The 18,504-nt window shown below is 60.6% G+C and carries 17 protein-coding genes and 2 tRNA genes; 10 read left to right on the top strand and 9 right to left on the bottom strand.

What is annotated here, in order from left to right; genetic code table 11:
* Positions 1-204 precede the first annotated feature (204 nt).
* Together gap and tkt are read right to left on the bottom strand one after the other, a co-directional pair.
* Complete coding sequence (gene gap, locus AC1RUK_RS31395) at positions 205-1,215, bottom strand: type I glyceraldehyde-3-phosphate dehydrogenase (protein WP_481837523.1); 1,011 nt, start codon at positions 1,213-1,215, stop codon at positions 205-207.
* A 149-nt stretch (positions 1,216-1,364) separates the two neighbouring features.
* Positions 1,365-3,356, bottom strand: a complete 1,992-nt coding sequence (tkt, locus tag AC1RUK_RS31400) for a transketolase (protein WP_481837522.1) — start codon at positions 3,354-3,356, stop codon at positions 1,365-1,367.
* Between the two features lie 258 nt (positions 3,357-3,614).
* Here tkt and AC1RUK_RS31405 point away from each other — a divergent pair, with 258 nt between their 5' ends.
* From AC1RUK_RS31405 to AC1RUK_RS31415, 3 genes are all read left to right on the top strand, one after another.
* The gene (locus AC1RUK_RS31405; protein ID WP_006200774.1) at positions 3,615-3,887 is read left to right on the top strand and encodes a DUF4164 domain-containing protein; all 273 of its coding nucleotides are present in this window, start codon (positions 3,615-3,617) and stop codon (positions 3,885-3,887) included.
* Positions 3,888-3,891: 4 nt separating this feature from the next.
* Entirely contained in the window at positions 3,892-4,257 is a 366-nt protein-coding gene (locus AC1RUK_RS31410; RefSeq protein ID WP_120013473.1) for a cell division protein ZapA, read from the top strand.
* A 188-nt stretch (positions 4,258-4,445) separates the two neighbouring features.
* Positions 4,446-5,105: a peroxiredoxin gene (locus AC1RUK_RS31415; RefSeq protein WP_120013472.1), complete on the top strand. Its 660-nt coding sequence runs from the start codon at positions 4,446-4,448 to the stop codon at positions 5,103-5,105.
* Between the two features lie 91 nt (positions 5,106-5,196).
* On the opposite strand, the gene rpoH is transcribed toward AC1RUK_RS31415, so the two are convergent.
* Together rpoH and AC1RUK_RS31425 are read right to left on the bottom strand one after the other, a co-directional pair.
* On the bottom strand, positions 5,197-6,108 hold the full coding sequence (rpoH, locus tag AC1RUK_RS31420; RefSeq protein WP_436169518.1) for an RNA polymerase sigma factor RpoH: 912 nt from the start codon (positions 6,106-6,108) through the stop codon (positions 5,197-5,199).
* 211 nt (positions 6,109-6,319) lie between these two features.
* The gene (locus tag AC1RUK_RS31425; protein WP_481840163.1) at positions 6,320-7,360 is read right to left on the bottom strand and encodes an RluA family pseudouridine synthase; all 1,041 of its coding nucleotides are present in this window, start codon (positions 7,358-7,360) and stop codon (positions 6,320-6,322) included.
* 26 nt (positions 7,361-7,386) lie between these two features.
* On the opposite strand from AC1RUK_RS31425, the gene AC1RUK_RS31430 reads away from it, so the two are divergent.
* The 5 genes from AC1RUK_RS31430 to AC1RUK_RS31450 all read left to right on the top strand — a co-directional run bounded on the left by AC1RUK_RS31430 (position 7,387) and on the right by AC1RUK_RS31450 (position 9,270).
* On the top strand, positions 7,387-7,770 hold the full coding sequence (locus AC1RUK_RS31430) for a fimbrial protein (RefSeq protein WP_481837520.1): 384 nt from the start codon (positions 7,387-7,389) through the stop codon (positions 7,768-7,770).
* A 31-nt stretch (positions 7,771-7,801) separates the two neighbouring features.
* A complete protein-coding gene (locus tag AC1RUK_RS31435; RefSeq protein WP_481837519.1) occupies positions 7,802-8,209 on the top strand; it encodes a VOC family protein in 408 nt (135 codons plus the stop codon).
* Positions 8,210-8,299: 90 nt separating this feature from the next.
* Positions 8,300-8,374 (top strand) — tRNA-Glu (locus AC1RUK_RS31440).
* Between the two features lie 212 nt (positions 8,375-8,586).
* The gene (locus tag AC1RUK_RS31445; RefSeq protein ID WP_481837518.1) at positions 8,587-9,111 is read left to right on the top strand and encodes a hypothetical protein; all 525 of its coding nucleotides are present in this window, start codon (positions 8,587-8,589) and stop codon (positions 9,109-9,111) included.
* 71 nt (positions 9,112-9,182) lie between these two features.
* A tRNA-Ser gene (locus tag AC1RUK_RS31450) sits at positions 9,183-9,270 on the top strand.
* 247 nt (positions 9,271-9,517) lie between these two features.
* On the opposite strand, the gene AC1RUK_RS31455 is transcribed toward AC1RUK_RS31450, so the two are convergent.
* Positions 9,518-9,781, bottom strand: coding sequence for a hypothetical protein (locus AC1RUK_RS31455; protein ID WP_481837517.1), 264 nt, complete (start codon positions 9,779-9,781; stop codon positions 9,518-9,520).
* A gap of 152 nt (positions 9,782-9,933) precedes the next feature.
* Complete coding sequence (locus AC1RUK_RS31460) at positions 9,934-10,323, bottom strand: sodium/glutamate symporter (RefSeq protein WP_481837516.1); 390 nt, start codon at positions 10,321-10,323, stop codon at positions 9,934-9,936.
* Between the two features lie 493 nt (positions 10,324-10,816).
* Here AC1RUK_RS31460 and AC1RUK_RS31465 point away from each other — a divergent pair, with 493 nt between their 5' ends.
* Together AC1RUK_RS31465 and AC1RUK_RS31470 are read left to right on the top strand one after the other, a co-directional pair.
* Entirely contained in the window at positions 10,817-11,749 is a 933-nt protein-coding gene (locus AC1RUK_RS31465) for an L-lactate dehydrogenase (protein WP_419696773.1), read from the top strand.
* A 376-nt stretch (positions 11,750-12,125) separates the two neighbouring features.
* Positions 12,126-12,476 carry a hypothetical protein gene (locus AC1RUK_RS31470; RefSeq protein WP_481837515.1) on the top strand — a complete coding sequence of 117 codons (351 nt, stop codon included), beginning with the start codon at positions 12,126-12,128 and terminating at the stop codon, positions 12,474-12,476.
* Here the strand turns inward: AC1RUK_RS31470 and AC1RUK_RS31475 are convergent.
* The 3 genes from AC1RUK_RS31475 to AC1RUK_RS31485 form a co-directional block, all read right to left on the bottom strand.
* Positions 12,460-16,353 carry a GH36-type glycosyl hydrolase domain-containing protein gene (locus tag AC1RUK_RS31475; protein ID WP_481837514.1) on the bottom strand — a complete coding sequence of 1,298 codons (3,894 nt, stop codon included), beginning with the start codon at positions 16,351-16,353 and terminating at the stop codon, positions 12,460-12,462. The two genes, AC1RUK_RS31470 and AC1RUK_RS31475, sit on opposite strands and share 17 nt — an antisense overlap.
* A gap of 61 nt (positions 16,354-16,414) precedes the next feature.
* A complete protein-coding gene (locus tag AC1RUK_RS31480) occupies positions 16,415-17,086 on the bottom strand; it encodes a CBS domain-containing protein (protein WP_481837513.1) in 672 nt (223 codons plus the stop codon).
* A gap of 38 nt (positions 17,087-17,124) precedes the next feature.
* Entirely contained in the window at positions 17,125-18,474 is a 1,350-nt protein-coding gene (locus AC1RUK_RS31485; RefSeq protein WP_481837512.1) for a glucoamylase family protein, read from the bottom strand.
* Positions 18,475-18,504: the final 30 nt, after the last annotated feature.

Raw genomic sequence — 18,504 nt, forward strand, 5'->3', positions numbered from 1 at the left:
CGTGACCAGTGCAAGGCGGGAGGGTGGCTTTTTGGCCTATGCCGCTGATTTCCGGATGGTTTGGCGCCTCGACCACAATCCAGGGAAAGCCAAACCCTGCCCGATATCCGCCGGCGTCCGGGATGCCGGAGCGATCATGTCGTGCATAACGAAAAACGCCCGGGCAAAGCCGGGCGTTTCGGGTCTCGAAAAGAAAGGCTGCGATTAGGCGATGGTCTTGCCGAAGGCGACGGCGGTGTCGCCCATGCGGTTGGAGAAGCCCCATTCATTGTCGTACCAGGACAGCACCGAAACGAAGTTGCCGTCCATGACCTTGGTCTGGTCGAGCGCCATGACCGAGGAATGCGGGTCGTGGTTGAAGTCGATCGAGACGTTCGGGTGATGGGTGACGCCGAGAATACCCTTCAGCTTGCCGTTGGAGGCGGCGATCACCGCATCGTTGATCTCCTGCACCGTGGTCGAGCGCTTGGCGATGAACTTGAGGTCGACGACCGAGACGTTCGGGGTCGGTACGCGGATCGAGATGCCGTCGAGCTTGCCCTTGAGGTCGGGTAGCACCAGGCCGATCGCCTTGGCGGCACCGGTCGAGGTCGGGATCTGCGAGAGGGCCGCGGCGCGGGCGCGGTAGAGATCCTTGTGCATGGTGTCCAGCGTCGGCTGGTCGCCAGTGTAGGAGTGGATCGTCGTCATCATGCCCTTTTCGATGCCGACCGCGTCGTGCAGCACTGCGGCCAGCGGTGCCAGGCAGTTGGTGGTGCAGGAGGCGTTGGAGATGACGATGTGGTCCTTGGTCAGCTTGTCGTGGTTGATGCCGTAAACGACCGTGAGGTCGGCGCCTTCGGCCGGTGCCGAGACGAGGACGCGCTTGGCGCCGGCGGTCAGGTGCGCGGCGGCCTTGTCGCGGGCGGTGAAGATGCCGGTGCATTCGAGCGCGATGTCGATACCGAGTTCCTTCCACGGCAGCTGCGTCGGATCCTTGATCGCCGTGACCTTGAAGGTCTCCTTGCCGACGGTGATCTGGTCGCCGGACACCGACACTTCATGCGGGAAGCGGCCATGCACGCTGTCGTAGCGCAGCAGATGCGCGTTGGTCTCGACCGGGCCGAGGTCGTTGACGGCGACGACGTCGATGTCCTTGCGGCCGGATTCATGGATGGCGCGCAGGATGTTGCGGCCGATGCGGCCAAATCCGTTGATGGCAACTCTGACGGTCATTTTTCTCTCCCTGGGGGGCAATTGGGTCCGCTGCTTCATAGCGGCGGACGGGCGAAGAATCCAGCCATGCAAGGCGTGGATTTAAATCGATTAGGTTGAGCCAGCCCGCGAAATCGCTTGAAGCAATTCGCGGGCCGGCCCTCAAGGCCTTACTTGCTGTGCAGGCGGGCTTCCGCCGCCTTCGCGGCCGCATCGGCGGTGATGCCAAAATGCGGATAGAGCTGCTCGATCGTGCCGGAAGCGCCGAAGCCGGTCATGCCGATGAAGATGCCGTCGGTGCCGATGAGATGATCCCAGCCCTGGCGGATGCCGGCCTCGATGGCGATCTTCACCGGCGCGTTGCCGATCGTCTTGTTGCGGTAGTCCTCGCTCTGCTGGTCGAACAGTTCGAAGCAGGGCACCGAGACGACGCGGGTCGGATGACCGTGCCTTTCCAGCAAGTCACGCGCCCCAAGCGCGATCTCGACCTCGGAACCTGTGGCGAAGATCGTCACCGCCGCTTCGCCGCTGGCTGCGGCCAGTTCGTAGGCGCCCTGGCTGCTGAGGTTCCTGGCGGCGTATTCGGTACGCACCGTCGGCAGGTTCTGGCGGGTCAGCGCCAGCGTCGAAGGCGTCTTATTCGACTCGATCGCCAGCTGCCAGCATTCGGCGGTTTCGACCGCGTCGGCCGGGCGGAACACATTGTGGTTCGGAATGGCGCGCAGTGCCGCCAGATGCTCGACCGGCTGGTGGGTCGGGCCGTCTTCGCCCAGACCAATGGAATCATGGGTCATGACGAAGATCGAGCCGATGCCCATCAGCGAGGCAAGGCGCATCGACGGACGGGCGTAGTCGGAAAAGCACATGAATGTGCCGCCATAGGCGATCAAGCCGCCATGCAGCGTCAGGCCGTTGAGCGCCGCCGCCATGCCATGCTCGCGGATGCCGTAGTGGACATAGCGCTGGCCGTAATCGTCCGGGGTGAGGTTCTTGGTCTGGCTGGTCTTGGTGTTGTTGGAGCCGGTCAGGTCGGCGGAGCCGCCGATGGTCTCCGGCACCGCGCCGTTGATGACTTCGAGCGCCATTTCCGACGATTTACGGGTAGCGACCTTCGGCTTGTCGGCCGAGAGCTTCTTCTTGTAGTCGGCAATGACGGCATCGAAATTCGACGGCAGCTTGCCGGCGATGCGGCGCTCGAACTCGGCCTGCAGCGTGGCGTCGGCCTTGACGAGACGGCCTTCCCAGTCGCTGCGCGCCTTGGCGCCGGCCTTGCCGGCGGCGCGCCATGCGTCGAGGATGTCGGCCGGAATCTCGAAAGGCGCCGCATCCCAGCCGAAGAATTTCCTGGCGCCGGCGATTTCCTCGGCGCCGAGCGGCGAGCCATGCGCCTTGTTGGTGCCGGCCTTGGTCGGGGCGCCGAAGCCGATGGTGGTCTTGCAGGCGATCATCGTCGGCTTGTCGGAATGGCGCGCCGCCTCGATGGCATAGGCGATCGCTTCCGGATCCTGGCCGTCGATGTGGCTGGCGTTCCAGCCGGAGGCCTGGAAGCGCGCGACCTGGTCGGTGTTGTCGGCCAGCGAAACCGGGCCATCGATGGAGATGTTGTTGTTGTCCCAGAACACGATCAGCTTGTTGAGCTTGAGATGGCCTGCCAGCGTGATGGCCTCCTGGGAGACGCCTTCCATCAGGCAGCCGTCACCGGCCAGCACATAGGTGTAGTGGTCGACGAGGTCGTTGCCGAAGGCGGCGTTCATGATGCGCTCGCCGAGCGCGAAGCCCACCGAATTGGCGAGGCCCTGGCCGAGCGGGCCGGTGGTCGTCTCGATGCCGGCGGCGTGGCCGTATTCAGGGTGGCCCGCGGTCTTCGAGCCGAGCTGGCGGAAATTCTTGATCTGGTCGAGGGTCATGTCCTCGTAGCCGGTCAGATGGAGCAGCGAATAGAGCAGCATCGAGCCGTGGCCGGCCGACAGGATGAAGCGGTCGCGGTCGGCCCAATGCGGAGCCTTGGCGTCGAATTTCAGGAAGCGGGTGAACAGCACGGTGGCGATGTCGGCGCAGCCCATCGGCAGGCCGGGGTGGCCGGAATTTGCCTTCTCGACGGCGTCCATGGAGAGAAAACGGATCGCGTTGGCCATCCGATCATGTTGTTCACGCGAGGTCATGCTTCCTCCGGGGTGGGGGTTTGGGGCCTTGGGAGAGGCCTGGAAAGGGTGCGCGACACATAGCAGGCGCGGCCCTTGAGTCAACAAATCGGTGCGTTTTTGCCGGGCTTGTGATGCCGCAACCCCTCTACATTAGCGTTAGCAGGGGACAGTCGCGAGAGCTTTGTTGACGTCGCCTTCACACGGCGCCTAATGTTTCCGACATAACGCGTTCTGAACGCGAACAATTCGGTGATGGGCAGGGTACAGGACAAAGCCATGACCGGGGAAACGACGCTCAAGGAAGTCATAGCCCGGCTGGGTAAAGCCATCGAGGGCCTTGAAAACGCCGTCGCGGCCAAGCTCGAGCACGAGCGCGACTATTCGGAAGCCGAGGCCGAGGTGCAGCGCATGAACGCCGACCGCTCCAGGCTGGCGCAGGAACTCGACAATTCCGAAGCGCGCGCCGAACGGCTGGAAGATGCCAACAAGGAAGTGTCGCGCCGGCTGGTGACCGCGATGGAAACCATCCGCGCGGTACTGGACAGGTAGGCCCATGGCACAGGTTACGGTTTCCATCGACGGCAAGCAGTATCGCATGGCCTGCGACGAGGGCCAGGAAGAGCACCTGATCGACCTTGCCGAGCGCTTCGACCGCTATGTTTCGCATCTGAAGGATTCTTTTGGCGAGATCGGCGACCAGCGGCTGACCGTCATGGCCGGTATCATGGTCATGGACGAGCTTTCGGAACTGCAAAAACGCGTCAAGGGCATGGAGAGTGAAGTGCTGACCCTGCGCAAGACGCGCGACGAGGCGCTGACGAAGGCCGACAAGAGCGATTCCGTGCTGACCAGCGCGCTTGGCGCGCTCGCCCAGCGCATGGAGGATCTGGCCACTACCCTGGCGGTGAAGAAGGCCTGAGAACTGCCCGGCTGCGGGTGTCCCGGAAGAATTGCTGCATTTCCACGAAAAGGGCGAAAATTATTCGCCATAGGTCTCGGCGCCGGTGTCCGCCAGCGTTTTAAGGATGCTCCTACAGTGCTAAGAAGACCAGGCGGCGCCGGCGGGCTGACTGTGCCGGCGGCAAAGTCAAAGGGTAGGGACACGTCATGAGTCTTCGTATCAACGATATCGCGCCGGATTTCACGGCCGAAACCACGCAAGGCACAATCAGCTTCCACGAATGGATCGGCGACGGCTGGGCGGTGCTTTTCAGCCATCCGAAGAATTTCACGCCGGTCTGCACGACCGAGCTCGGCACCATGGCCGGGCTGGAGGGCGAATTCAAAAAACGCAACGTCAAGATCATCGGCATTTCGGTCGACCCGGTCTCGAGCCACGACAAATGGCAGGACGACATCAAGACCGCGACCGGCCAGGTGGTGAAATACCCGCTGATCGGCGACAAGGAACTCAAGGTCGCCAAGCTTTACGAGATGCTGCCGGCGGGCGCCGGCGAAACCTCGGAAGGGCGCACGCCGGCCGACAACGCCACGGTGCGTTCGGTCTACGTCATCGGCCCGGACAAGAAGATCAAGCTGGTGCTCACCTATCCGATGACCACGGGCCGCAACTTCGACGAGATCCTGCGCGTCATCGACTCCATCCAGCTGACGGCCAAGCATCAGGTGGCGACGCCGGCCAACTGGAAGCAGGGCGAGGACGTCATCATCACCGCCGCGGTCTCCAACGAGGACGCGATCAAGCGCTTCGGCGCCTTCGACACCATTTTGCCTTATCTGAGAAAGACCAAGCAGCCCACTGCTTGAGGCGCAGGGCCAATTCGTTCGGCCATCAAAGGCCATAAAAAAGGCGGCGCCGGTTTCCCGGCGCCGCCTTTTGTTCTCGTGCCGGAGGGCTTTACGCCGCCGGCTGTGCCTCGATGGTGCGCAGCGCCTGCATCTGGCGCTTGGCGGCGGCCTTGACCGCGTCCTGCACCTTCTCGAAGGCGCGCACCTCGATCTGGCGCACGCGTTCGCGGCTGATGTCGAACTCGGTCGACAGCTCTTCAAGCGTCAGCGGCTCCTCGGCCAAGCGGCGCGCCTCGAAGATGCGCCGCTCGCGTTCGTTGAGCACGGCAAGAGCGCCCGATAGCATGGTGCGCCGGTTTTCCAGCTCATCCTGCTCGATCAGCATCTCTTCCTGGCTTTCGTGGTCGTCGACCAGCCAGTCCTGCCATTCGCCGGACTCGCCTTCGCTCGCCCGGATGGGCGCATTGAGCGAGGCGTCGCCCGACAGGCGGCGGTTCATCGACACCACTTCCGCTTCGGAGACGTTGAGCCTTGTGGCGATCTCGGCGATCTGGTCGGGCTTCAAGTCGCCATCGTCGAGCGCCTGGATCTTGCCCTTCACCTTGCGCAGGTTGAAGAACAGGCGCTTCTGGTTGGCGGTGGTGCCCATCTTGACCAGGCTCCACGAGCGCAGGATGTACTCCTGGATCGAGGCCTTGATCCACCACATGGCATAGGTGGCGAGCCGGAAGCCGCGCTCCGGTTCGAATTTCTTGACGGCCTGCATCAGGCCGACATTGCCTTCCGAGATCACCTCGCCGATCGGCAGGCCGTAGCCGCGATAGCCCATGGCGATCTTGGCGACGAGCCTCAAATGGCTGGTGACGAGCTTGTGCGCAGCCGTTGTGTCCTCATGCTCGGCGTAGCGCTTGGCGAGCATGTACTCTTCCTGCGGCTGAAGCATCGGAAAGCGGCGGATTTCTTCCAGGTAGCGGCTGAGGCCGCCTTCGCCGGAAACGATACTGGGTAGTGACTGGGCCATGGTAGCGCCCCCTCTCTATTGGAGTGATGCCCCCGAAACGCGGCGGGCATGTGACGCGAGCACCAAAAGGCTCGCTCGCGGCAACTGGTGTATATAGGAACAAAACCAGAAAAGACAGGCATTTGTTCAACACGAAACAGTGTGTCACGCCAAAGTGAACAACGCCAGTCAGGTTTTTTGATGGTTGGTTTGAAGCGCCTTGATGACGGGTTCAGAGCTTGCGGAAGCCGCCGCCGAGTGCCTCCATGTCCCTCGGTATCGGCGCCTCGAACCGCATCGTCAGATGGGTGGCGGGGTGGCGAAATTCAAGTAGGCGCGCGTGCAGTGCCTGTCGCGGAAATGCCTTGACTTCGCTTCGCAGCGGCTCGGGCAGCCGGTTGGCCTTGGTGCGGAAGGCCTGGCCGTAATCGGGGTCGCCAACCACCGGATGACCGGTATGGGCCATGTGGACGCGGATCTGGTGGGTGCGGCCGGTTTCCAGCCGGCACTCGACCAGGCTGGCGGTGGCGAACTCCTGCTGCCGCTCGCCGAAGCGCTCGACCACGGTAAAATGGGTGATCGCGTGGCGGGCATCGTCGCGGCCCACCGGCACCACGGCGCGGCGCACGCGGTCGGCGGCGCGGCCGAGCGGCGCGTCGACCGTGCCGGTCGGCCTTGGCGGAATGCCCCAGACCAAAGCCAGATAGGCGCGCTGGAGGTCGCCGGTCCGCCCATGGTCGGCAAAGGCCTCCGACAGCGCCTTGTGGGCGCGGTCGGTCTTGGCGACGACCATGACGCCGCTGGTCTCCTTGTCGAGGCGGTGGACGATGCCGGGCCGCTTGACGCCGCCAATGCCGGAAAGGCTGTCGCCGCAATGGTGGATCAGCGCATTGACCAGCGTCCCGGTCCAGTTGCCGGCGCCGGGATGGACGACCAGCCCGGCCGGCTTGTTGATGACGATCAGCTCGGCGTCCTCATAGAGGATATCGAGCACAATCGCCTCGCCTTGCGGCGTGGCCGGCTCCGGCTCCGGCATGACGACCGACACCACGTCGCCGGCGGCCAGCTTGCGCTTGGCCTCGTCGACTGGCTTGCCGCCGATGCTGACGGCACCCTGCTTGATCAGCATCTGCACCCGATTGCGCGACATATCCGGCCCGAGCATTCCGGCCAGCCACTGGTCGAGGCGCTGGCCGGCCGCCTCGGTGCCGGCCTCCAGCACGGTCGGCGCGGCCTCTATGAATTGCTGGGTGTCTTCGCTATGAGCGCTCATCGAAAGAAAGTTCCGGAATATTTGTCATGGCCAGGCCAATTGCCGACGAAGACCAAGAAAAGCCGCTCGACCCCGAAGTCGAAGGCGTGCGGAAGAAACTCTTGCGCTTCATGGCCATCAATCTCGGCCTGCTGCTGCTCGCCCTTATGGTGGTGATCGGAGCGCTTGTCTACAAAGCCCGCAAGGCGCCGCCCGCCAGCCCGCCACTGGCCAGCGACATCCAGGTGCCGGCTGGCGAGCCGGTCAGCGGCGACATCGTGCTGCCCGTCGGCGCCAGGGTGGTCAGCCAGTCGCTGTCCGGCAACCGGATTTCGATCGATGCCGAACTCGCCGACGGCAGCCGCACCATCTTCGTCTACGACATCGCCGAGCGCCGCATCATTGGCCGCTTTGCGATCCGGAACAAATGACTTGGTCGCAGCAAATAACCGGGCCGCAACAATGACCGGGTTCGCTGAACATCGTCGCGTGGCGACCGTCGCGCTGGTGATCAAAAGCTACGACGAGGCGATCGCCTGGTATGTCGAGCGTCTCGGTTTTGTGCTGATCGAGGATGTCGATCTCGGCGGCGGCAAGCGCTGGGTCACGGTGACACCGGCTGACGGCCAGGGCGCGCGGCTGCTGCTGGCCGAAGCGTCCGACGAGGAGCAGGAAAGCCGCATCGGCAACCAGACCGGCGGCCGCGTCTTCCTGTTCCTCGAAACGTCCGACTTTGCCAGGGATCATCAGGCAATGCTGGAAAAGGGCGTCGAATTCCGCGAAGCGCCGCGCCATGAGGCTTACGGCACGGTGGCAGTGTTTGCCGATCTCTACGGAAATCTGTGGGACCTGATCGAGCCGAAACGATAGGCTTGCGCCGGACATTTCGAGGCTTTCACCAAACGTCGGAAGCCCAGTTGCTTTTTCCCAACCGTCAGCCTATATCGCCGGTTCTTGAACGCGCCCATCGTCTAGCGGTCAGGACACCGCCCTCTCACGGCGGGAACAGGGGTTCGATTCCCCTTGGGCGTACCAACAAAATCAATAATTTAGCTTTTCCACCCAAACTTCGGTCCCGATAAGAGACCCGAAAAACAGTGCTGCCGCGGCCGATTCAGTGCCGCCCGAGTCCAGCAGCAGTCGCGGGCAAACGGCAACGTGTCGCGAGATCCGAACTATGATGCGAGAGGGTTTGGGATGACTCCTCAAGCCATCATCAATCGATAGATCGTTAGACGGAGGATCTGATGCCCCGCAAGACGAAGCGCCAGAAAGGGCACGAAGACGAACATACGCATCTCGCCATCAGAGTAGAACACTGCGAAGCGAGCGTCGAAGCTGCCGTCAACTACAACGTCTACACGCCGCAGTCCGCTTGGGACTCAGATGATGACGACCCACTGTATCGGTTCACTACGCGACTGACCGTCGCCGGAATATCCACCTACCCGGAGGAACGGGCGGGCGACACCTATGAGGTCACAATCTATGGCGACAATTTGGGCTCAGGCGACATTCGTGCGACGCTCAAGGATGTGCAGGAGCGGGATGAGCACGGCTCGCCCAAATATCGTCAATACCGCGGTAGGCAGATCCCGATTTACAAGCCACCCCCGGGCATGGGGCTCATCGACAAGATCCGCGGCGAGCCCCGCTGGACAGCGTGGCTTCACGTTTCCCCACGCCTTACGAGCGACGCACTCGCCCTGCTGAGCAACGGACGATCACTGTTCCTGGCGATACACGAGCGCAAAACGAACCGTGCGCGCTGAGTTCAGAGTGTGAGCTTGCAAACGATCGGCCCTTCAGAAGAATAGACCCTAGGACGGGAGCCTGCGCTCTGGGAGCGATGGCCGAGTTTTAAGGCAGAAGCCTTGAAAACTTCCGTACCGGGAACGGTACCGTGGGTTCGAATCCCACTCCCTCCGCCATAGGCTATTGATTTACTTGCATAATCTTCCGCTTTACTGTTCTTACGTACAAATAACGAACAAGCATTAGTGGCGCCCCAACAGGGGTGGTGTCGCTTGGACGGCAGTCGATAGCCTTTTAGCTTTTTCGATATCGCCAACTCTCAGCAGGGGCGAGATGAACTTGAAGATGGCAGACACCTTCCTAAGCAACTCCACTGGGTTGTCGAAGTCGCGGGGCTCCGCAAAAGGGTCAAAACCCATTTGCTCAAGCTTCGTCGTAGCGATTTCGATTTCGGAAAAAAAGGGCTGGGAAATGACCGGTGGAGATGTGGGGCGCTCTGGTTGCCGAATCGATCCGATATGCCAAGGTCTCCAGATCGGCCGCGAGCAATTTGGCCTTGGCCGTTCGGCCGACAGGATAGCGTCCATCTAGGCGGCGCATAACCGTGTCCAGCCATACGCCTGCTGCCAAACCGAGCGTGCCGCCCGCAAACCAGGGAAAAGCCGTCACTCCAATCAGCTTTTCCAACCAGTTCAATCACGACGTAGGTGGTGGGCGGCTTGTCGGTCATGCTCCACCTAGATCATTTGGGTATGTTCCGATTATATTAGCAGTAGCGTATATATTAACCGGCCGGTGCCGCCACTGAGCCCCACCGGTCAGGCCCGGTATTTGCTGGCCTACCCCGCTCGCGAGTGCCGGGCCGCGCTTGGTTCAGCGCCGCTGCTCCGGCTACGATGGCGCTTGCCTTGTTCGCTTTGCCGCAAGGCATGGCGCATTTTGCTTACTTCGACGAGGAGACGGTTCTCCAACTCACCACCAATGGCCCGTGGGGCATCAAGTACATCAATCCGGCGGACGATCCTCGAAAGCAATAGCCACGACGGCTTAAATCGAACTGCCACGTCGCGCTCGGCGGCGACAAAGCCGCCAGTGACCGGTTCGGGAATGTTGTAAGTGCGGAGGAACGACACGCGCTGCGTGATCAGTACGCCTACGAAGAAGACGACGATGCCAATTGTAAGGGCCAGGAAGTCTGGCGCGACGAAGTTCGCCGTGGTCTCCGGCATGCCATCCTCTTGCACTCCGCAGTGAAGCCACTGTATCCGATCGCCAACGTCTTGTTAGCGCCCTCGGACAAAACCCCTCAGACAGGCCAGTAAGCTGTAGTTACCGAGGGCTGTCGCAACGAAGCACCATCCGTCTGCCCGACGATGATCTATCCCGCTTGAGAACGGCTAAAGATCCGGATCTCGTTCTGTGGCTGATTGGCACGATCCGCACACGGATCCGGGTTATGGTGAGACATGGCAGACGTACCATGGCCCACTACGGGATTTGGGCTTCGCCCGCGTGGAGGCGATCCTGCGGCTGGCGGACCATCGCGCTTCGGAGGTGGCTATAGCATGAACCCGTCACACAAGAGCCGGCTTGCGTGCCACTGGGCCCTATCTTGGTTCCAAGCCAAGGGAACCTTCCGTACAATGTCACTATCGCTACGACCATTTGGCGTCTTCTAGCGATGGTCTAGAATAGGCCGGGTTCCGCACAGGAGGAAAAAAGATGAAAGTCGGCATTGTCGGAGCTGGGATGGTGGGCAGTGCGGCTGCATATGCTCTTGGCCTTCGCGGGGTGGCTAGTGAGGTTGTGCTGGTTGATTTGGATGCGGCTTTGGCCGAGGCACACGCTCTGGATATCGCCCATGCCCTTCCGTTTGCCTCGGGCATGTCGATTACGAGCGGCGACTACGACCGGCTTCGAAATGCTGGAATAGTCATCATTGCAGCGGGGTCCGCGCAGCGCCCCGGCGAGACAAGGACTGACCTTCTCGGGCGGAACGCGGCAATCTTCCGCGATATCATCGGCGAAATCATGCGCGTTTGTCCCGATGTGATCCTTTTGATCGCATCGAACCCGGTCGACATAATGACCCAGATCGCCCAGGTGATTTCAGGCCTGCCGGCAGGCCGCGTGATTGGATCAGGCACCATCCTTGATTCAGCTCGGTTTCGCAGTTTGCTGGGAGCGCATCTCCACGTCTCGCCTCGCTCCATCCACGCATATGTGCTGGGAGAACATGGCGACAGCCAGGTACTGGCTTGGTCCAGCGCCCGCGCAGGAGCGGTTCCGATTGCGACCTTCGCTACACAGGTCGGAGCCCCGATCACAGACTTAGTCCGAGCGGAGATCGACGACAGGACCAGAAATGCTGCCTATACAATTATCCGGGGAAAGGGATCCACCTACTACGGCATCGCAGCCGGCCTCGCTCGGCTCATCGGCGCGATAAGGCAAGATGAGCAGGCGGTCTTCTCTGTTTCGATCGTTACCGAGTACACGGAGGGGGTTCAGGGTGTTGCGCTGTCAATTCCTCGGGTCGTGGGGCGCGAAGGGGTGACCGCAGATCTTTATCCTGAACTCGATGCACAGGAGCGCGCGGCGCTCCACCGAAGCGCTTCGATTTTGCGGGGACTGTTCGATTCGGTTCCCCTCTAGCCTAGAAATCGGAGGCCGGCCTGATTTGCCATCGGAGCCGATCGAATTTGAGGGTTGACGCCGAAGGCGCTCGGCGCCGAGTTGTAGGCAGGACCGATCTTTCCCGGCTAGTCGGTCCTCAACGATATCGGCTGGAGTTTCTCCGCCCTCCGTATCGATCCCATTTGGGGCCTGCGTGTTAGTTACCGGAGCCACTCACGCGCCGGGCGCGGCGCTGTTCAGAGCGACCGCTGGCATTCCCACACATGACGCCGGACGCATCATTCGTCCTGATGAGGTCATGTTTCTGCCGCAACGGGTCCTATCTGCCATCGGGTACTGCGCGAGATGCTCGTACATTCAGAAGTAAAAGCGGCTGGATGATCGGATTGTCCGAGTGCTCGACGAGCTTGGCCTTGACCAGGTTATCAATCAGGCCGGCGGGCTGGCTGGTGAGCAAAATTGGGAGAAAGTTATGTCGCTCAGCGAGCAGCAGTTCCTGGCACTTGCGAAGTGCTTTTGGAACACCAAGGTTCGTCCTGCTGGATCGGGTCGAGATGACGTTGGGTTCCGAACAGCTCCAGAAAATACTGGGGCTATTGTCCGGGCGTTCGAACACTTGCATCAACATCGGAAAAAGGCGGAAACGAGCGCAATATTTATCAAGCGATTGTTGAATGCGGTAAAGATGGTCGGTGGACCTGGACGGATGACCCACCGATCAATCGTGATCACTGACCGATTGTGACGCGCACATCGTGTGTCAGGTCTTCGTCCCTGAGAGGAACATTTCCGTCTGGCAAAAGGACCCCATCCATCATGACCGAGCGCACCCCTCGGCCAGCGCCGGAAGAATTGTCGAAGCGGATCTCATAAGTCGCACGACGGTGCCGATAGGTGATCTGGTAGCCCGACCAGCTTGCGGGAACGCAGGGCTGAAATAGGAGGAACTGACCTTGGCGGCGGAGACCGAGGATTGCCTCCAGCGCCACTCTGTACATCCACCCGGCTGAACCCGTGTACCAAGTCCACCCACCGCGTCCCGTATGGGGAGGAGCGCCGTAGACGTCGGCGCTGACCACGTAGGGCTCTACCTTGTAACGCACGACCTGATCTTTGGTCGTTCCGTGGCTAATGGGATTAAGCAGGTTCCAAAGCCTCACGGCGCGCTCACCGTCACCCAATAGTGCAGTTGCCCAGACAACCCACGCGGCAGCATGGGTATATTGACCGCCGTTCTCCCGGATACCGGGGACGTAGCCCTTGATGTAGCCCGGCTGCAACGTGCCGGCGTCAAATGGTGGGTCAAAAAGGGCTATCAGCCCTTCAGCCTCGCGCACAAGCCTTTCGTAGACCGCGTCCATCGCCCGCGAGGCCCGTTTGCGATCAGCTTTGCCGGAAATGACGGACCATGCCTGCGGGATGGCATCGATCTGGCATTCGTCGTTCTGAGACGACCCGAGGGGGGTGCCATCGTCGAAATAGGCTCGGCGATACCAAGCGCCGTCCCAGGCGGTAGCTTCGAGAGCTACTCGCAAAGTCTCGGCTCGCTCAAAGCACCATTCGGCAAGGCTTGCGTCATCTCGTGAGGTGCAAATTGGGGCGAATGATCTTAGGACAGTTAGGAAGAACCAGCCGTTCCAGACGCTCTCGCCCATGCCTTCAGCACCAACTTTGTTCATACCGTCGTTCCAGTCGCCCGTTCCCATCAGGGGCAAGCCATGAGAGCCCAGACGCAAACCATGCTCTAGCGCGCGTATGCAATGTTCGTAGACGGTGACTGTCTCCTCGCTGATTTCGGGTTTATTGAAATCCTCCTCCTGATCATCCCTCAGTACGGGCGAATTGATGAACGGAACCTTCTCCTCGAGCAACCCGAAGTCGCCCGTCGCCAAGACATAGTGCTGGACGACATAGGGCAGGAAATACAAGTCGTCGGTCATGCGCGTGCGCACTCCGACACCCGAAGGAGGGTGCCACCAGTGCTGGACATCACCCTCCCTGAATTGACGGCCTGCCGATCGCAGTATGTGTGAGCGGGTCTCGTCAGGAGCGCAGTAAACCAGCGCCATCACGTCCTGAAGCTGATCTCTGAACCCGTACGCCCCGCCAGATTGATAGTTTGAAGTGCGTGCCCAAACGCGGCAAGCCAACACCTGGTACAGCAGCCAGCGGTTCATCATCAAATTCAGGCCGGTATCCGGTGTCGAGATCTGTATCGTGTTCAGGATGTCGTCCCACTGGCTGCAAGTCGCGGCGAGGCTTTCGCGAGCACGCTGGGGATTGGCATATTTCCGAACAAGTTTGCGGAGATCATCCTGTCCATCAGCTTGTCCAAGAACAAAAACAATTTCCGTGCTCTCGCCGGGCGGCAAGGAGATGTCTACCATCAGCGCAGCACAGGGGTCTTGCAGGGAATCGAAACGTCCTGCGAGCTTAGTCCGTTTCAACCCCAATGGGTTGAATACGGACCCGTATTTCCCGAGAAACTCGGTCCGGTCGGAAGTGGCCGAATTCGCCACTGGGCTGGCGGCAACAAAGGCCAGTTTTCCGGCGAAATCGTCGGACCATAGATTCTTTGCCGCAATGGCTCCAGAAACAGCATCGCGTTTGCAGACCACCTGCATTGCAGCATTCTCACGATGGGCCCCCAGCACCCATTCGACGAAATACGTCGCTGATAGGTGGCGCGTTCGTCTCCCGGTATTGTCCAATCTCAGATTTAGAACCTTGATCCCATCGTGCCGCGGAACATGAACAGTGAGCATTTGATGCAATTGTCTGCTCTGGGCTTCGTAGCGGGTGTAACCTTGGCCGTGTTGAACGGAGACGGTCGTAGGATTTCCAAGCGGCAACGGCGTCGGGGTCCAGATCGCGCCGGTTTCTTCGTCTCTCAGGTACACTACTTCGCCGGGCGAATCTGAAACCGGGTCATTCGACCAAGGCGTCAGCCGGTTCATTTGACTGTTGCCCGCCCAGCTGTATCCAAAACCGGCTTCGGTTGCGAGGCAGCCAAAGTTTTCGTTCGCTAGGACGTTGCTCCAGGGTGCCGGAGGTAGGACAGGTCCCTGCGATCCAAACTCAACCGAGATGGTGTATTCCCGTCCGTCTGCCGAGAACCCGCCCATGCCGTTCCAAAAAAGCAAATCATCGACCCGACCGGAAGTCGGCGGCTTGGTTGGCTCGTCCTTTCGAGACACCACCAATTTTGGCGGAAGCGAGGAAGCCACGTTTTGCCGATCAAGCTGAGCTGCGAGTGAACCCCTATTGCTAAGGAGAACGACGCGCGCGGCGGCAGAAATCGTTGCTATATCGTCGTCTGAAGCGGTGGCTGGAGACAGGACAAAGATGCCTCCCGGTTTGTCCACGAACTCCGCTCTGGGACTCGCCTTCAGTTCCTTAACCAGGTGACCGGCGCTACTGGAACCGCGCTCGTCAAACAGGACCAGGTCATATCGCAACCCTCGGCCACGGCTGAATTCATGCCCCAGAAGGATTTCGCGAATAAGAGTTTCGTCTCCAGCTCCGACGCGAGCCAGGAGTATTGGAAGGTCACCCGAAATTCCGCGCGACCAGAGAACTGACCGATTAAACCCCTTGCTCTTGAAATCCACCGCCTGACGGGTATTCGGATTGGTGAATGCAATACTTCCGATCATGCGGTAAAACAGTAGAACGTCGTCCGGATCCAGCTGAATGTCTTGAAGCTCCGCGCGGCACCTTTCCGAAGTTTGGGAGAACGTCGAATCAACCGATTCGATGCTGGAGAATTGCTCCGCGATTGCCTGGACCACCTCTCTATCGTCGCCGGCACCCGTCACGAAGGCAAGGCGAGCGGACTCGCCGGGCTCCAGTTGGATTCTCCTTCGAAGGGAGAAGATTGGATCCAGTACGGGGCCGGTCGTGCCTGAAAGTGCGGCGTCCGTATCAAATATTGAAGGGTTTGCCGGCGTGCGCCCTCGTCCGAGAAACTTCACGCGATCAGTCTCGCATTCGACGTTCCGTATGGATTGCTGACTTGATGCCGAAGCATGGACGCCCCAGATCGGCTTCTCCTTTGCGTCGCGTGGTCTCCGACGCGCGAACAGGGCGCTCGTTTTCCCGTCATATTCCGTTTCGACGAACAGCTTGGCGAACGCTGGATGTGCCATGTCCGCGCGCCGGTTGTTCAGACAAATTTCGGAATAGCTTGTGAATTCGAGAGTGCGTTTCCCCGCGCCGCGGTTTTCAACATTAAGCGCGCGAACCTCCGCATCGGCATGTGGTGCCACACATACGGCCCAAGAAATCTCGATGTCCCCGGCGCGATTAGAGAATTCGGCCCTGTCACTATGAAAACTGTGCTTATGGATGTTCTGCGGTGAGGAAACTGGCTGATTTCCGATGGACCAAAGCGTGTTGCTCGCTAGATCTCGAACATAGCAAAACCCGCCCCAGCAGTCCCGTGTGGCATCCTCGCGCCAGCGAGTAACATCAAAGTCCTGCCAGCTCGACCAACCGGCGCCCGAGGGAGTGAGTAAGACGCTATAGCGACCGTTAGAGAGGATGGCGGCGGCGGCGGAAGTATCTGTCACGTTTGCCGGGCCATCGTCCTTTGACCGCACTCCTCTAACCAGCTTCGCCATTGTGCGACTACCTCATTGTTGCGGCGGGATCACCGATCCCGATCCAGTCAGCCTCCCACGATTAGGCCGATCGACCTCCAGCGTCGGGGAAATGCTCAATCACGCCTTTGACGCCCCTCACGCCCTCGGCAACAACACAGGCTGCCTTCCGGCTCGCTGCAGAGGCGGTTCCCCAGAGATGGACCAGGCCGTCCACTACGGTGACCGTCACGTTGGCGGACTTCAGGCCGATATCCTCGTTGAGGCGCGTCACGATGCTGCGGCGTATTGCTTCGTCGCCGGCGGCCGTATCATCAAACCTGGCGGTAGCGATCGCGTGCAGGAGGTCGGCACGGCTTACAATGCTCACCAGCTTCCCGTTCCGGATCACCGGCAGCCGCTTGACGCCGTTTTCCGCCATCAGCGTCGCCACATGGGACAGATCCGCTTCCTCGTCGACTGTGATCACGTTGCGGCTCATGACATCTCCCACTTTCCAGGCATGGCTCTTCACATAGGCGTTAGCCCTTTCCTCCGAAGATGCGAGGTGTTCGGATGCAGCAATGGTGGGGAGCCCGAGTTCGGATCTTCGGAGGAGATCGCCTTCGCTGATCAGCCCGACCAGCATGCCCTTATCGTCGACCACGGGGAGACCGCTCACATGCTTGTCCAACATGATACCGGCGGCGCGCCTGACGCTGTTGTCCGGCGACACAGTGACGACTGTCGTCGCCATCACATCCTTGACCTTCATCGCTTCTCGTCCTTCTTGAGCCGCGCAACCGCGAGGCTTCATGGCCTCCGATCTGGATCACTGGCCTGATGCAGCCAACCCCCTGAAAAGCCTGCTCGTCGTAAACCGGCCACTATCGGCGTACAGCGACGCATGATGTTCCAGAGCAGGCCCGTTCGATAGTTTTCGATCATTAGCACGACGGGTCCTTGGTCGATGCCGAAGTGACAGGGCGTTACCCACCAACCGGTGGGACCATCGTCCATGGCATACGACTGGTTGAACGATGGTTTGAACCCGTAGAGGCGTGTCATGCCGAGGTTCATCCGGGCAAAGTTACGGATCGTGGGGACGACGATTTCCGGCGCGAATGGCAGCGAGGCTATGACCACCCATGGTGCGACGGTTCCGTCGTCGGGGCCGAACGGAGCGCCGCGCGCCGTATAATCGAAGAACTGCCGCTCTACGCCAGCGACGGTTCGCGTGATCCATCCGGGTCCATCGCACGCGGTGAATCCCCAACAATATTTCCCGTAGCCAGCGAACCCCATCGGGTTTCTAATCGCATACTCTTGCTGGACGAACGTTGCCTGCCGGCTGTTCTGGAAATAGTCGCTGTCACGCTGCCGCATGAAGTCGTCGCGAATGCCTCGGAAGTCCACCCACATGTGTGACAGCTGATGGGTAAAAAGCGGCCCGGAATAGAGCAGCTCGCGGCCGTAGATATTCTTCCATTCGTAGGTTGCGGTGTAGGCGGAATAGCTCTCGCGCTGCAACGGGTGCGTCGGCGAGCCCAGACCGAGGATATAGAGTAGCAAAGCCTCGTCATAGCCGTGCCATCGATGGGGGATGAACCCGGTTTCCGGGCGCCAGCCGTGTGTCAGGGATACATCTCCATTGCAGGCCCATTGCCAATCGGCACGCTCGTAAAGCGTCGTGGCGAGATCACGGATTTCGGCTTCTTCCGGGCTGTCCAGATCGAAATAGGTGGCAACCGTGAGAGCACCTGCGAAGAGAAACGCCGAGTCGATGGTGGACAATTCGCATTGCCAGACCCGGCGACCAGTTTCGATGTCCAGGAAATGGTAGAAGAAGCCTTTGTAGCCGGATGCGTCCGCTTCTGGCCCCTGAGGACATTCCAGCAGGTATCGCAGTCGCTTGCGGGCGATCTTTGCCGCGAATTTGCGTATGACAACGCTCCGCTCCACGATGACGGGAAGCGTGGCCAGGGCCATGCCGATGGCCGCGATGCTCGCCGGGGCGTTGGGCTCCGTCTTGTCGCGGACCAGACCGTTGTCCGGGTTCGTTTCATGCAGGTAGTACAACAGTGTCGTAAGTTGCAGGCGGGCCAGGTCCTGATCGGTCGGCGGCCGGTCCAGGTCTGCGTCGGTTGACGGCAATTCGGGCATAGCGCAAACGTGCCCTGTTAAGCGCGGTTC

The sequence above is a fragment of the Mesorhizobium monacense genome (genome assembly GCF_056781675.1).

What these genes read in the sequence shown, in the direction of transcription:
- AC1RUK_RS31485 (WP_481837512.1), bottom strand. Translation starts at nt 18,474, where the DNA reads ATGCCCGAATTGCCGTCAACCGACGCAGACCTGGACCGGCCGCCGACC.
- AC1RUK_RS31475 (WP_481837514.1), bottom strand. Translation starts at nt 16,353, where the DNA reads ATGGCGAAGCTGGTTAGAGGAGTGCGGTCAAAGGACGATGGCCCGGCA.
- AC1RUK_RS31445 (WP_481837518.1), top strand. Translation starts at nt 8,587, where the DNA reads ATGCCCCGCAAGACGAAGCGCCAGAAAGGGCACGAAGACGAACATACG.
- AC1RUK_RS31465 (WP_419696773.1), top strand. Translation starts at nt 10,817, where the DNA reads ATGAAAGTCGGCATTGTCGGAGCTGGGATGGTGGGCAGTGCGGCTGCA.
- AC1RUK_RS31430 (WP_481837520.1), top strand. Translation starts at nt 7,387, where the DNA reads ATGGCCAGGCCAATTGCCGACGAAGACCAAGAAAAGCCGCTCGACCCC.
- gap (WP_481837523.1), bottom strand. Translation starts at nt 1,215, where the DNA reads ATGACCGTCAGAGTTGCCATCAACGGATTTGGCCGCATCGGCCGCAAC.
- AC1RUK_RS31410 (WP_120013473.1), top strand. Translation starts at nt 3,892, where the DNA reads ATGGCACAGGTTACGGTTTCCATCGACGGCAAGCAGTATCGCATGGCC.
- AC1RUK_RS31415 (WP_120013472.1), top strand. Translation starts at nt 4,446, where the DNA reads ATGAGTCTTCGTATCAACGATATCGCGCCGGATTTCACGGCCGAAACC.
- AC1RUK_RS31435 (WP_481837519.1), top strand. Translation starts at nt 7,802, where the DNA reads ATGACCGGGTTCGCTGAACATCGTCGCGTGGCGACCGTCGCGCTGGTG.
- AC1RUK_RS31480 (WP_481837513.1), bottom strand. Translation starts at nt 17,086, where the DNA reads ATGAAGGTCAAGGATGTGATGGCGACGACAGTCGTCACTGTGTCGCCG.
- tkt (WP_481837522.1), bottom strand. Translation starts at nt 3,356, where the DNA reads ATGACCTCGCGTGAACAACATGATCGGATGGCCAACGCGATCCGTTTT.
- rpoH (WP_436169518.1), bottom strand. Translation starts at nt 6,108, where the DNA reads ATGGCCCAGTCACTACCCAGTATCGTTTCCGGCGAAGGCGGCCTCAGC.
- AC1RUK_RS31425 (WP_481840163.1), bottom strand. Translation starts at nt 7,360, where the DNA reads ATGAGCGCTCATAGCGAAGACACCCAGCAATTCATAGAGGCCGCGCCG.
- AC1RUK_RS31460 (WP_481837516.1), bottom strand. Translation starts at nt 10,323, where the DNA reads ATGCCGGAGACCACGGCGAACTTCGTCGCGCCAGACTTCCTGGCCCTT.
- AC1RUK_RS31405 (WP_006200774.1), top strand. Translation starts at nt 3,615, where the DNA reads ATGACCGGGGAAACGACGCTCAAGGAAGTCATAGCCCGGCTGGGTAAA.